The 13,383-nt window shown below is 41.8% G+C and carries 12 protein-coding genes; 6 read left to right on the forward strand and 6 right to left on the reverse strand.

The window, feature by feature from the left end; translation table 11 throughout:
• The first annotated feature begins 63 nt into the window (after window positions 1-63).
• Entirely contained in the window at window positions 64-1,113 is a 1,050-nt protein-coding gene (locus tag S4054249_RS19175) for a hypothetical protein (RefSeq protein WP_046355811.1), read from the forward strand.
• A 43-nt stretch (window positions 1,114-1,156) separates the two neighbouring features.
• Here S4054249_RS19175 and S4054249_RS19180 read toward each other — a convergent pair whose 3' ends face one another.
• Complete coding sequence (locus tag S4054249_RS19180; protein ID WP_046355812.1) at window positions 1,157-1,546, reverse strand: acyl-CoA thioesterase; 390 nt, start codon at window positions 1,544-1,546, stop codon at window positions 1,157-1,159.
• 29 nt (window positions 1,547-1,575) lie between these two features.
• On the opposite strand from S4054249_RS19180, the gene S4054249_RS19185 reads away from it, so the two are divergent.
• Window positions 1,576-2,292, forward strand: coding sequence for a 2OG-Fe(II) oxygenase (locus S4054249_RS19185; protein ID WP_046355813.1), 717 nt, complete (start codon window positions 1,576-1,578; stop codon window positions 2,290-2,292).
• A gap of 4 nt (window positions 2,293-2,296) precedes the next feature.
• Here the strand turns inward: S4054249_RS19185 and S4054249_RS19190 are convergent, their stop codons facing one another.
• Window positions 2,297-2,677, reverse strand: a complete 381-nt coding sequence (locus S4054249_RS19190; RefSeq protein ID WP_343223838.1) for a YacL family protein — start codon at window positions 2,675-2,677, stop codon at window positions 2,297-2,299.
• Window positions 2,678-2,821: 144 nt separating this feature from the next.
• Here S4054249_RS19190 and S4054249_RS19195 point away from each other — a divergent pair, with 144 nt between their 5' ends.
• Window positions 2,822-3,730 carry an AEC family transporter gene (locus tag S4054249_RS19195; RefSeq protein WP_046355815.1) on the forward strand — a complete coding sequence of 303 codons (909 nt, stop codon included), beginning with the start codon at window positions 2,822-2,824 and terminating at the stop codon, window positions 3,728-3,730.
• Window positions 3,731-3,832: 102 nt separating this feature from the next.
• On the opposite strand, the gene S4054249_RS19200 is transcribed toward S4054249_RS19195, so the two are convergent.
• Both S4054249_RS19200 and S4054249_RS19205 read right to left on the reverse strand, forming a co-directional pair.
• The gene (locus S4054249_RS19200) at window positions 3,833-5,095 is read right to left on the reverse strand and encodes a hypothetical protein (protein ID WP_046355816.1); all 1,263 of its coding nucleotides are present in this window, start codon (window positions 5,093-5,095) and stop codon (window positions 3,833-3,835) included.
• 248 nt (window positions 5,096-5,343) lie between these two features.
• The gene (locus tag S4054249_RS19205; RefSeq protein WP_046355817.1) at window positions 5,344-5,568 is read right to left on the reverse strand and encodes a hypothetical protein; all 225 of its coding nucleotides are present in this window, start codon (window positions 5,566-5,568) and stop codon (window positions 5,344-5,346) included.
• Window positions 5,569-5,882: 314 nt separating this feature from the next.
• Here S4054249_RS19205 and S4054249_RS19210 point away from each other — a divergent pair, with 314 nt between their 5' ends.
• The gene (locus S4054249_RS19210) at window positions 5,883-7,196 is read left to right on the forward strand and encodes a short-chain fatty acid transporter (RefSeq protein ID WP_046355818.1); all 1,314 of its coding nucleotides are present in this window, start codon (window positions 5,883-5,885) and stop codon (window positions 7,194-7,196) included.
• On the opposite strand, the gene S4054249_RS19215 is transcribed toward S4054249_RS19210, so the two are convergent.
• Window positions 7,193-8,206 carry a site-2 protease family protein gene (locus S4054249_RS19215; RefSeq protein WP_046355875.1) on the reverse strand — a complete coding sequence of 338 codons (1,014 nt, stop codon included), beginning with the start codon at window positions 8,204-8,206 and terminating at the stop codon, window positions 7,193-7,195. The genes S4054249_RS19210 and S4054249_RS19215 overlap by 4 nt on opposite strands.
• A gap of 227 nt (window positions 8,207-8,433) precedes the next feature.
• Between S4054249_RS19215 and S4054249_RS19220 the strand changes: the two genes are divergently transcribed.
• Entirely contained in the window at window positions 8,434-9,642 is a 1,209-nt protein-coding gene (locus S4054249_RS19220; protein WP_046355819.1) for an EAL domain-containing response regulator, read from the forward strand.
• A 28-nt stretch (window positions 9,643-9,670) separates the two neighbouring features.
• Here the strand turns inward: S4054249_RS19220 and S4054249_RS19225 are convergent, their stop codons facing one another.
• Window positions 9,671-10,750: a CNNM domain-containing protein gene (locus S4054249_RS19225; protein ID WP_046355820.1), complete on the reverse strand. Its 1,080-nt coding sequence runs from the start codon at window positions 10,748-10,750 to the stop codon at window positions 9,671-9,673.
• 128 nt (window positions 10,751-10,878) lie between these two features.
• Between S4054249_RS19225 and S4054249_RS19230 the strand changes: the two genes are divergently transcribed.
• Window positions 10,879-13,332 carry an alpha/beta hydrolase family protein gene (locus S4054249_RS19230; RefSeq protein WP_046355821.1) on the forward strand — a complete coding sequence of 818 codons (2,454 nt, stop codon included), beginning with the start codon at window positions 10,879-10,881 and terminating at the stop codon, window positions 13,330-13,332.
• The last annotated feature ends 51 nt before the right edge of the window (window positions 13,333-13,383 follow it).

A 13,383-nucleotide genomic window follows, 5' to 3' on the forward strand; every position in this document is an offset into this window, starting at 1 on the left:
AGTTGCAGTGGTAATACAAACACCACTGCAACTGCGTTTAAACAGTAGGGAATTAAAAGAACAATGAACCACCCCGCATGGATCACAGTTAAACAAACAGCAACCAAGATCAGCGCCCCATTTGAGCGTTTTTGGCATTCGCTCAATACACCACAAAGACTCTATTTCTCAGCTCTTTTTATCAGTATTTACACGATTATTGTCGCCAATAACGACAACACAGGGTGGTTCAATTTAGTGGCTGTACTAGTATTATGTGCCATGATCTACGAGTTTTGGCCAAAGTTTCTGGTATTTTGGGAGAGTTTACCTGGAAAGGCGATAATACTGCTCTTTTATGCCTTTATTGCCAATTATGCACTGGTTCAAGCGGCGGGCATGATCAATGACATTACGGGCGTCAGCTCAGATCCCCTGCCCTACAGTCACAACCTCAGTGTATTGCTCTCTTTGCCGACTTGGTTTTTTCTCACCACCATCGTCTTACTGCTACTATTGCAAATCATTCAGCCTTTATATTTATTGGCGCTCATCTTACTCAGGCCATTTGGCTTGCACCGTATTTGGCAACCTGCAGATTACAAATTCCCAGTGACCACGGGGGTACTTCGTTTCATTTTTAGCTTATTTATCCTTATACAAGTCGCTAATCTATTGTCGCACACAGGTTTGTCTGGTGGTGTAAATCAATTTCTCAGGGGGTGGTTTGAGATCATTAGCAACCAACCAGTTACTGTTGCAGTGTCAAATAATGAAACCCCACTGACCGATGAAGTTAATCTCTTAAAAGTTGAGCCCGCAGAGCACGTTGAGGAAGATCCCGACTTTGAAGCGTTTAAAGTGAGGATCTCTACCGTTAGTGAAAACACCGTTAAATACGAAACCCATTTAAAACGCATATTGGCGCATTTTATTTATGAATATGAAGCAGACTCGCGTTCGCGCTGTGAGCATGCACCTGGGACACGTATCATAGAGTTAAATGATTATGAGATATTGCAAATCACCAAATTGGATGATGCCAATACTTTATCGAGCTACCAATACGATGTGCTTCCCTGTATTTCTGCAGCACTGGGGCATCAATTTAAAACACAAATTACCACCAAATAACCCCTATTAAATGGCGCTGTGTACGCAGCGCCACACGACCACTTTATAAAAGATACGCTGACAATGCCTCGCGCTCAGCATCACTCAAAAGCTGAGATGACTTGCTTGCAAAATCATAACGCACCATGACTGTACGCCCTTCAGCGCAGCATTCACCGTGCTGCCAAGCTTGCTGTAAAATCACAAAAGAGCTATTTCCCAGCTTTTCAATCATGGTTTTTACTTCCACTTCTTGACCATAAAAAAGCTCCCCTTTAAAGACCACTTCTACCTTAGCGACAATCAGTTTCCAGTTATGTGGATTTAAATCAGGTGTAAAAATTTTGAAAATAGGCACTCTTGCGGCTTCAAACCAAACTGGGAGTACGGTATTGTTTATATGGCCAAGCACATCGGTTTCACTGAAGCGAGGCTTGATTTTTTCTGTAAGCATAATAATTCTAATAACCTTTGAGGGATAAGATGACTGATTTTATTCGCGTTTATGACAATGCACTCAGTGCAGAGTTTTGCAACAAATTTATGCAAACCTTTGATAAAAGTCCACATTTAGCTCAAGGGCAAACTTCAGGGGGTGTCGATTTAAGCAAAAAAATCAGCCAAGATTTATATCTTAATAACCATCCTGAATATCAAAGTCAACTACGTGAAATAGAGCAAGCCACTTCAAAGTATTTATTTGAGTACATTGAAGAACACTTTTTTATGATGCTCGGTGCATTTGGATTAAATGTCTATCATCCGCAAACGGGCAAACCTGTTAATTTAACAGTAGAAAACTTCGAAGAAGTAGGCAGACCCCAGCTACCGGTTCTCACACAACAATTATTCAGGTTAGGTCCCATTCAAGCACAGAAATACCCCGTGAACAAAGGTGGTTACCCATATTGGCACAGTGAAGTCTACCCGCAGCTCCATCACAATGAAGCACTACATCGCGTACTGTTATTTATGTTTTATCTCAATGATGTGGAAGAAGGGGGAGAAACTGAGTTTTTCTATCAAAACAGAAAGTTGGCTCCGAAACAAGGCAGCATGGTCATTGCACCAAGTTACTTCACCCATACCCACAGAGGCAATATGCCTTTGTCTAATGACAAGTACATTTTAACATCTTGGGTATTGTTTCAGCGAGCTGAGCGTTTATATGGTGCACCACCGCAAAACGCTACTGTTTAATCAATTACCTGCGGCCCTGTGTAAACGCTTGCCAATCAAGCATCAGGGCCTGAAAATCTTCAAAGCCACACCCAGCGACCAGTCCATCTTCATCTAGCTCTAAAAAGTCATCTTCATACCGAGATAAGTCTACATCATTTTGATACAAGGTATGTGCTTCAAACAAGGCTTCGTCTTTAGACAAAATCAAACGGACTTCTTTTCCTTCAATGCGGATCTCATCCTGACTACTGCTGATATTTTTCATCTTTACAACGAACGAATTGACATCTGCAATCGCCAGTTCTTCATTTAGCCAACGCCCAACTAACGAATGCTCCTGTGACATTCGTACCCGATAACCTGTGATTGGATCTCTAATAAACTGATATTCCATACTACTCATACTCACACTGGACAGTTTTCTATTATATCCCGTAATAACGTCAAATGGGCAAGGGAATAGCACACTAAAAAGTCCGTAATAAAGACATGAAAAAATCCTTCATGCTCGTATAATGCACCTTTAATTCACTCGCACCGTTTTGCTATGACCCCTGTTGAAATTCTATTCCCCCTAATATTTTTAGTCCTTGCGGGGTTTGTATGCGGTAAAACCGGTTTTATTGCCTCCAACCAGCTTGAAGGCCTCAGACGCTTTATATTCTATCTGGCGATCCCTGTTTTTTTATTTTTAAACATGTACCGTGCAGACTTATCAAAAGTGGCTTCAGCAAAGCTATTGTTAGCTTTTTACCTCCCTGTATCGACCTGTTACTTCTTGGTATTGTTAACAAAATGGATGATGCATAGGCATGCCTTGAATGAAGCTGCCATGTGGGGATTAAGCGGCACCTACTCAAATACTGTACTGGTTGGTTTACCCGTAATTATTGCAGCGCTGGGCACTGATGCAGGTGCTATGGTGTTTATGATCATCACTTTCCACAGTGCCATGTTATTTGCGCTGAGCTTTTTATTTTCAAGTACACTAGAACAATCCCTAGTAAGCACATTTAAACCCTTATTTATCAACCCAATTGTATTGAGTATTAGCCTCGGACTGTTGCTGAATACACTTGAATTACCGATTCCTACCTTACTGCTCTCTGGATTAGATTGGTTGGCAAAACCAGCTATAGCCGGTGCGCTTTTTGTGTTAGGGATCAGCTTGGTACAATATTCATTAAAACAAGCATGGCAAAGTGCACTCCTACTCAGCGCAGTTAAACTCATGCTATTGCCTTCAATGGTCTGGGGGTTTGCGTCTTCCTTAGGGCTACCTACTGAACATACATCAGTACTGACCTTAATGGCCGCATCCCCACTCGGTGTAAATGCTTACCTGGTTGCTAGACAGCAAAAATGTGCACAAGCAACACTTGCTAGTAGCGTAGTCATGTCCACCTTACTCAGCCCACTGACTATGAGTCTTTGGCTCTACTGGCTGATTCTTTAATACCTTATAAAAAAATAGGGTTGCAAATTAGCTATTTGCAACCCTAAGTATTACAGCTGAATGGAATTATCAATAACTCCCTTCGCGGTGTCTATGACATACTTATTCAAGTACCAGCTCAAATTCACCTTCTAGCTGTTCATCAACAGCCATCGCCCTTGGTATAGTTAAATCGAAAGTGCCTTTAAAATTCAATGGGGTATTACCAAAGTCTAATGTTAACATGCCGCGAGAGTCCTCACCGTTAAGCTCTGCATAGCTACCTGATTGAATAATAGCTTTATTTTGAGCGCCAATAATACCACCTATTGAAACAAGGAAGTCATCAGTCGTCCCCTCAAAGCTAAACAACACCTCAAAGTCATTACCTTCGTATTCAGTAATTAGACGAAATGCAGTCACCTCAGCAGTGGCCAGTACTTCATTATCCTGGTTAATTGACTCAATTTCTGATGAGAGGACCACACCACATGCACTATTCTCGAGCTTAGGGTAGTTATCAAAATTGATTGTTAAGTTACCAAAATTAGTGATCGACTCTGCACTTTTTTGTTTAAATGTGCTTTGTCCAATAACAGTATCATCACACTTTTCAACAACCGAGAAGCTGCCTTCTTTTTGGAAAAACTGTCGTGTTCTATTATCTGAGGCACAACTTGCACTGGCAAATACTGACGTTAAATCAACAGAAGTAACATCCTTAAAACCGCAGTAATCTGTTTTAATCGTCTGATTATTTTGATCAACAGATTCCACTATAAGTGAACGCGTGAGCTGACTATTCACAGCTATATGTGTGTTATCTAGCTGAGCTTCTTTGGTATATGTGTTTTGTGTCTCTATCCACGTGCTCCCAGCCGTAACCCCTGTCATATCAATTTCTGTTACTTCACTGCCCAGCTCATTGTCTGGGGTGATAGTCGGTTCAGAAGGTGTTAAATCGGCAACATTGACCGTTAAGAACTGGTCTTGAAAGCCGAATGTATTAGCAGCGCTATCTTCCGACAATGACACTCTAACCTGAACTGTGCGACGACCGTCTACTTCAGGAGCTGTGAAAGAAATAGAATCAGAACCTTGACCTGTGATGGTTAAAGGTTGATTATCGAAACTGACCTGCCAATCAAACTTTAAATCTGATGCACCGCTTCCCTTGGTATTAAGCGATAAACGAACTTGCTGGCCTTCATTAACGTCAACAAACGTGGGTAATGCCTGATAAGTAATTGTTTGTGATGTTACTGTCGGAGAAGGGTCATTTGATCCCCCTGAACCACCGCCACATGCACTAAGAGATAACGCAACTGCAGCGGTTAATACGAGCTTTTTAGTCATCATGACCTGTTTTTCAATTGTAGACTGCATTGAAATTTCCTGTTTATTCAAATCCAGCCGTATGGTATTTCAATGTGTATTGTGAAACAACATTCAAGGCAAGTTAAACTCTCTGATTTGTAAATAGACTTAAACAGGAACTGATCAAAATACGCTTAAAGTAAAAAAAGCTATATACCACAAACGAGGCGCCTAGTTGATGACAAACATGTCAAGCTCAGTGGTATAATTCTGTGAATACAACTGAGCAGGTTGTTTCGATAAAGCTGCTATCAAAGCTAATCTCTTGGAGAGTATTTTGCGGCGTCAATAATTGCCCAAAGGTGAACAATGGCTGCAATAATTGCCGGCACAACTAAAAACCAAAGTGCATAACCGCCCACTGTTATAATTGCAAAAATAATCGCAGCCAATATACGGCCCTGAACTAATTGACCCAAACCAGGAAAAAATATATTACATATCGCCGCGATAACATTACCGCCAGAACCTTGTCCTGCCATAAATACCTCTCTTTGTTGTATGTTTATTCCAAAAACATCAAATTGTGACAGAGTGTACAGAAGCTCCTTGCTTCATTCACTACGTATTATTTTAATCACAATGTATGCCAAATCTTTAATTACAATTATATCAATGACTTAATAAAAACCAAATAAATCTATTCAGCTATATTTAGTCTAAAGCACTAACTATTAGTGATTTCGTTAGTTATATTACTCAATATGACCATCTTAGCTTAGCACGCCAATTTATCTTCACTTAGTGATGATGCAATGTGTCATGCGAGTCGAAATAATAAAAACAGGACTTTAACATGCTAAATAGAATCACCCGACCTCTCAGTAGTGCGGTAGAACGATACCTACCAGATCCCTTTGTTTTTGTCATTATACTCACCTTGTTTGTGATGTTTATGGCAACTCTTTTCACACCCACCACGCCAATTGAAACAATTCAAATTTGGGGGGCTGGGCTGTGGAATTTACTGACCTTCGCCATGCAAATGTTATTAGTATTGATCGCTGGGTTTATGCTGGCAAATACGCCTGTATGCGGAAAATTACTAACTCGGCTTGCAAAGTTCGCAAAGTCACCCAGCCAAGCCATCTTGCTCGTTACACTGATCTCCATGCTCGCAAGTTGGCTGAACTGGGGCTTTGGGTTAGTCGTCGGTGCTTTATTTGCAAAAGCACTAGCTCGCCAGATTAAAGTTGATTATCGCGTACTCATTGCTAGTGCCTATTCCGGCTTTATAGTTTGGCATGGCGGGCTAGCAGGTTCAGTGCCTCTCACCATTGCTTCAGAGGGACACTTTGCTGCGTCCCAAATTGGCATCATCACCACTGAGCAGACTATTTTTTCCTATTTTAATCTAACCTTACTCGCTGTGATGATGGTGATCTTACCACTTTTGAACCGTGCCATGTTGCCACCAGAAAATGAGCAAGTAGTCGTCGATAAAAGCAAGTTAAAAAGCACACATGAAACAGCACCGAAGCACACGCTTACACCCGCAGAACGCTTAGAGCACAGCCCTATACTTGGTAGGCTAATCGGGCTCATCGGGTGTGGCTATTTAGGTTATTACTTCATCGTTGAAAATGGCGGACTCAACCTCAATGTCATCATCGCATTGTTTTTATTTTTAGCCATCCTTTTACATGGCTCCGCTACACATATACTCAGTTCACTGCATGAAGCGATTAAGGGAGGAGCTGGTATTGTGATCCAATTCCCATTCTATGCAGGTATCATGGCTATCATGGTGCAAACGGGCCTTGCAGAGCAAATCTCAGCAGGGTTTGTCTCCATCAGTAGCGCACAAAGCTTACCTTTTTGGAGTTTTTTAAGTGCAGGCTTAGTCAATATTTTTGTCCCCTCTGGCGGTGGCCAATGGGCGGTGCAGGCACCTATCGTGCTCCCTGCTGCGCAAGCGTTAGAGGCAGATATTGCACGTGTTGCGATGGCCGTCGCATGGGGAGATGCTTGGACTAATTTAATTCAGCCGTTCTGGGCGTTGCCTGTACTTGCCATCGCAGGCCTTAAAGCACGAGATATCATGGGGTTTTGCCTGCTACAGTTAGTGGTAACAGGCATTGTCATTGCGACAATTTTAACCTTTATTTAGCTGGATAACACCTTCACAGGCAGACTCAGGATGACATTGTCTGAGTCTGCAAAGTGCCACATCACAGCAATATGCCCGACAGCAACTAGCACATATAGTGCCGCCGAAACAATCTGACCATACCGATCTAACGGTAACAAATGCGTTTGATGCCTGCCACGCCACTCTAATAAAATCTCAACGCTACCGATGAAAATAAAAAATGCGAGTAACATTAAGCCAAATTCATAGCTTACCCATAGCCCTAATGCGAGTCCGCCTAAACAGGCCATAAGCCCGACCCAAGAACGCATAGAAAAACTAATACTCTTTAACACATGCCCTCCATCTAATGGCAAAATAGGCAACAAGTTAAAGAGGTTTAATAATGCACTTAACACAGCCACTCCAGCGAAAATTTCAGCGCCTGTGGCATAATATAAAACGACTCCTAACACCGATGTAAACAAGCCAAATGCCGGCCCCATCAAAGAAATAATCACATCCTGCCAGCGCGTCGTCATCTTGTCTTCACTCATAGCGAGCCCCCCAACAAATGGGATCAGATAAAACCCTTTGGTTTTTAGTCCAAAATACTTCATTGCTCGCACATGACCATATTCGTGAACTACCAGACAAACCACTATCATCAAAGCAAACTGCCATGAGAAGAGCCATGCATAGCCCGCCACCGAGGCGCCGATTAACGCAGCTTTTATTACCTTTGCACTTTTAAACAGCTTAATACCCAAAGCAGCCAAGCCTAACCAACTGCCTCGTCGCTTACCTTCAGCAGCAGGGACTTCAATCCATTGCCATGGCGATTGATCAACGGAGACAGCAAGCGCATTTGTATGGAGTTCGGAGGTATCCAGCTGTAGTTGGTGATCATCTAATTCAATCAACAACTGATGTTCACTATGTGTCTCTATGGGCACAGATTGTTGCTCTTTATAAACCTGCACAACTTTTTGCTGATTTATCATGACGGAAACCATCATGCCACCAATGGGAAGTTCAATTCTTGTCATCATGTTCACTGCAATTACGAAATTTCTATTATTATCACCAATTCTCAGTATCTATTGAAGAGACATTGGGTGAATTATTACTAAGTTGTACTACGCTTATGGAGTTGTTTAGAGACACACTTTATGATCAGTTTGAAATACTTTGGTCATAATTTGAAATCAGCAAAGCTTGTAGGTTTTTAAGCCTAACGAGCAATAATACAATTCAGCCCTAGGGACAGGAAATTATGAACAATCGTAGCCGACGTATACTTGTTGTAGATGACTCCCAAGCAATTCTTGTCGTGATGCAAGCTATCCTCTCTGAGCTCGATGTCGAACATATTACTGTCGTCGATAGCGCTGTAAAAGCATTAGAAAAAATACGCCAGTCCCCTCACCCTTTTGATGCCATTTTTACCGACCTTAATATGCCTGAAATGGATGGAATGGAGTTTATTCGTCATTTGGGCGAAATCCATTACCCAGGTGGGATCATCATAATTTCGGAAATGGAAAATCGCATCATAGATCTCGCTGCAAATTTAGCAAGACAGCACTGTACTCACTTAATTGGAAATATTGCCAAACCTGTACAGCTACTTGATGTTGAAAGGAATTTAAAAAAACTCGACAGCTTTGTTGGCACAGAGGAAGAATACGAGCAACCCATCTCAGAAGATAAGCTGCTAGAAGCCATCAGCCAACATGAGATCACTCCTTTTTATCAACCTAAAGTGCACCGTGGTACCAAGCAAATCAAAAGTATCGAAGTACTTGCACGCATCGTATCCAAAGATCAAGGCCAAGTGATGCTGCCAAAGCGCTTTATTGGCGTTGCCGAAGACCTTGATTTAGTCAATTTACTCACTTTTCAGCTATTTGAAAAAGCCGCCACTGAGTTCCAACTGATCAGGAATGAATTAAACTACCCCTTTAAGCTGGCATTCAACCTTTCACCCATACAACTTAATGATACTAGCTGCCCAGACAAGCTCGCCTTAATATTAGAGCTTAACCGCTTAAAGCCACAAGAAGTCATTGTCGAGATTACCGAAAACCAACCTATTGTCACTAGCTTGCAACTCGAGACCATTAATCGCTTGCGCTTGCGTGGCTTTGACCTAGCATTGGATGATTTTGGCACCGGATTTACCAATATTCATCAACTTAAAACACTGCCCTTTACTGAAATCAAAATTGACCGTTCACTGATAACTTATATCGAGTCCGACCGTTTTTCACAGGTTTTAGTAGATAGCTTAATAGACATTGCGCAAAATGAGCAACTGGATATCGTTGCGGAAGGCATTGAGCGAATTGAAGAATTACAATATCTAGAGCGATATAAATTCAGTTTACTCATGCAAGGCTATTTGATCAGTCGACCAAAAGCCCTACATGAGTTCGTGCGTTGGATCCATTCATGGCAGAGAATGATAAACTCTAACCCATAGAAACTAACGCACTACACTGTTTCAACAGTTACTTTTTTTCCTGCTCTTCAGGTTCATTTTCTGTGACGATAAGATGACTGTGGTTATCTACGCGTTGCTGCCATTTTTGCTTTGCGGCTGCCTGCATATCACTGGTTTGCTCGCGTTCATCAACAATGTCCATGCCCATCAAAGACTCTAATAAATCTTCAAGGGTAACAATACCTTGGATATCACCATATTCATCTACAACCAGCGCAATATGAATGCGTTTTTCTAGCAATGTTTGAAATAAGGTTGGCGCAGCCAATGTCTCAGGTACCGTATATAACGGCTTCATCAGCTTACTGATTTTATAGTCTTCGCCAAGGCGATGGTAAGCCAACATAATGTCATTTTTGTGCACAAAGCCAACAATATCATCACTATTTTGATCGAATACTAATACTCTGGAAAATGACACAGAACCATGATCGGCAAGGTAATCATGCACCGCCATGTCTTTGTGTATTTTAAAAAGCACCGTTCTTGGGGTCATCAGGTTTTCTAGTTTCGCATGCCTAAACTGCAATAAACTGCGAATAGTCGCTGACTCTTCTGCCTGCAATGCACCGGCTTGAGAACCCATTTCAGCCATTGCTTCAATTTCTTGACGAATATACACTGACTCATCCCCCTTTTTGCCAATGATCTTTGTCAGTTGATCAGACATCCAGACAAATGGTTTGAGCAGACGTACCATCCATACCAATGCAAAGCTGACGCTTGGGGTCAGTGCACGCCAATAAGTTGCACCTAGTGTTTTTGGAATAATTTCAGACAATACTAATACCAGCAGTGTCATCACGGCAGATGCTACTCCCACTGCAGCATCACCAAAAACAACCGCAGCTTGTGCACCGACACCTGCGGCGCCAGCGGTATGTGCCACAGTATTTAGCGTTAAAATAGCTGCGAGAGGTTTATCAATATTGTCTTTCAACTTTTGCACTCTCGATGCCAAAGTTGGGTTTTGTTGCTTCATCATCCCAACATGGCTAGGCGTAATACTCAGTAATACAGCCTCCATCACCGAGCACAAAAAAGAAATCGCGATAGCTAATAACATGTAGCTAATTAACAAAAACAAGGTCTACTCCTCATGTAACAACCATTTATTTAAATTTTAGCTGTACAGCACTTAATCGCACAGCCCATAGTAATCTTTATGAATATGTTATATTAACGCAAATTATTTACCTACAATAGGCGCATACTATGAAATTTAAGTCAGCGGTCACTTTACTATTTTCCGCAATAGCTACGCAACTCAGCGCAGCGCCAATCGATTCTCAGCATATACAGTTCATTGGCCCTATCGGCCAGAATATTCAAACTAAGCCACACCATACTGGTCATCAAGCAGCGATTGTAGAAAATCTAGCAAGCAAACTCACTAGTGACACTGACTCATTAAACGTGTTTGGTGAGCGCATAAAATGGCAATCCCTTGCTGATGTGAATGCTTTAACAATGGGTGGTTTACAGGCACTTAAGTTAGAGTTTTCTACTGGTCGCTTTGTACAGGGGAAACTAAAACTCAATGGTATCGAGAAAGCTCATGTATTTCTAAATGGCCAGTTGCTTGAAGGAAAAGACACCTATCAAATCAATGCAGTCACGGGTGATCATCAATTACTCGTTATTGCAGAGCAAGTCGGTGATTGGAAAAAAGTAACTGTCGACTTCACTGGTAAAGCAGAACATGATCAATTGACATTTACCAAAAAAAGTACCAAAGCGTTATCAGCGAAACAGCTTTTTGATTCACCTACTATCAGCGCTATCTCCTTGTCTCCAAACGCAGATTACTACGTGGCGACCGAGCAACACTATCAAGACAACAAGGGCAACTCAGCCCTGCGCGACACTGCCTTATACAATGAAAACGGTGACGTCGTCTATCGTCTCAGTGGCGTCAATGCAAGTGCTGTTAATTGGAGAGGCGACTCTAAAACTGTGGTCTTTGTACAAAACAATCAGCTTAAAACGCTTGATATTAAATCTTTGAAAGAAACCGTTATTGCAGAAGATTTAGCTGGCGCAAGCGGATTTCAATATTTTAATGACAACACATTAATCTTCACTTGGACTAAAACAGCCCCTAAAGGCGACAAAATCGTAAAACACTATAAAGGTCTAGAAGACCGCTGGTCTTACGCTCGCAACATCAGCCAAGTTTATTTGATGGATATCAGCACAGGCCTTATTCAAGCAGTAACTGAGCACAACTTAAGCCACTCGCTAGAAGATTTTGATGCAAAAAATAACCGTATTTTGGCAACCCGCTCTCCGCAAAACTATGCTGCACCATACCATGGTGTGAGAGAGCTTGTTGAATTCGATCTAACGAACAACAGCAGTAAAGTACTGGGTCAATATGGTACATTCAATGATGCACGTTACGGCAAAGATGGGATCTACGTTACGGCAGGTGCAGAGTTTGGTAATGGTTTAGGGCGCTCATTAAAAGAAGGCGTACTGGCAAACAACTATGATACACAGCTGTTCTGGATGAATACACAAGGCGGCGATATCAAAGCGCTCAGCAAGCAATTTGATCCTTCAATTGACTCTTTCCAAGTGCTTAACAACGGTGATTTAGTACTCAGTGTTACTGATGAAGACCGAAAAAAACTGTACTTCTTTGACGAAAGTAAAAATAAATTCAAATCGTTAAAAACAAAATTGGATGTCGTTGATAAATACAGCGTTGCTGACAAGCGCAGTCCCGTGGTGCTTGCCACTGGTACAACCGCTTCAACACCAAACAAACTGATAAAGCTTAGTGTCAAAAGTAACAAAGCCAGCACAATCTGGGATTCTCAACCAATTGCTTACAAGAATGCCGAAATAGCCACACTTGAGGAGTTCAACTTTACGAACTCTGTCGGTACTGAGATCAAAGGCCGAGTGTATGTTCCTCATGGCTTAGACAAAAATAAAAAGCACCCTGCGTTGATTTACTATTATGGTGGTACATCGCCAGTTTCTAGAGGCTTTACAGGTCGCTATCCTTTTAATTTCTGGGCAACAAATGGCTATGTTGTCTATGTATTACAACCTTCTGGTGCCACAGGTTTTGGTCAGGAGTTCTCAGCAAAACATGTGAACGATTGGGGTAACCGCGCAGCAGACGATATTATCGAAGGCACCAATGCATTCTTAGACGCTTATCAGTTTGTCGATAAAAAACGTTTGGGTAACTTAGGCGCATCATACGGTGGCTTTATGACCATGACTTTAGCGACTAAAACAGACCTATTCAGCGCATCCATTTCTCATGCCGGTATCTCGAACTTAACTTCCTATTGGGGCCACGGGTGGTGGGGTTACCTCTACTCAGCAGAGGCATCAAAACACAGCTACCCTTGGAACAATAGCAACCTTTATAGTCAACAAAGTCCTGTATTCAATGCAGACAAGGTCAAAACACCATTACTACTGGTGCATGGTGATGCAGATGTGAACGTTCCTGTCGGTGAAAGCCACATTATGTACACGGCGCTAAAAATGCTTAATCAAGATGTTGAATTGATCGAATATAAAGGTGCGGATCACCAAATTTTCGCAAGAGACCGTCGTTTTCAGTGGTGGGATACTATGCTGGCCTACTTCGATAAACACCTAAAAGATGAGCCACAATGGTGGCAACATATGTACGGTAAATAAAACCTTGTAGCAGCACTTTAGTGCTGCTATTTTTTTATGTGCAAGTAATAA

The sequence above is a fragment of the Pseudoalteromonas luteoviolacea genome, from assembly GCF_001750165.1.
Classification (GTDB): Bacteria; Pseudomonadota; Gammaproteobacteria; order Enterobacterales; family Alteromonadaceae; genus Pseudoalteromonas; species Pseudoalteromonas luteoviolacea_G.

Coding starts and splice junctions, on each gene's coding strand:
- S4054249_RS19175 (WP_046355811.1), top strand. CDS start 64: ATGAACCACCCCGCATGGATCACAGTTAAACAAACAGCAACCAAGATC.
- S4054249_RS19180 (WP_046355812.1), bottom strand. CDS start 1,546: ATGCTTACAGAAAAAATCAAGCCTCGCTTCAGTGAAACCGATGTGCTT.
- S4054249_RS19185 (WP_046355813.1), top strand. CDS start 1,576: ATGACTGATTTTATTCGCGTTTATGACAATGCACTCAGTGCAGAGTTT.
- S4054249_RS19190 (WP_343223838.1), bottom strand. CDS start 2,677: ATGAGTAGTATGGAATATCAGTTTATTAGAGATCCAATCACAGGTTAT.
- S4054249_RS19195 (WP_046355815.1), top strand. CDS start 2,822: ATGACCCCTGTTGAAATTCTATTCCCCCTAATATTTTTAGTCCTTGCG.
- S4054249_RS19200 (WP_046355816.1), bottom strand. CDS start 5,095: ATGCAGTCTACAATTGAAAAACAGGTCATGATGACTAAAAAGCTCGTA.
- S4054249_RS19205 (WP_046355817.1), bottom strand. CDS start 5,568: ATGGCAGGACAAGGTTCTGGCGGTAATGTTATCGCGGCGATATGTAAT.
- S4054249_RS19210 (WP_046355818.1), top strand. CDS start 5,883: ATGCTAAATAGAATCACCCGACCTCTCAGTAGTGCGGTAGAACGATAC.
- S4054249_RS19215 (WP_046355875.1), bottom strand. CDS start 8,206: ATGACAAGAATTGAACTTCCCATTGGTGGCATGATGGTTTCCGTCATG.
- S4054249_RS19220 (WP_046355819.1), top strand. CDS start 8,434: ATGAACAATCGTAGCCGACGTATACTTGTTGTAGATGACTCCCAAGCA.
- S4054249_RS19230 (WP_046355821.1), top strand. CDS start 10,879: ATGAAATTTAAGTCAGCGGTCACTTTACTATTTTCCGCAATAGCTACG.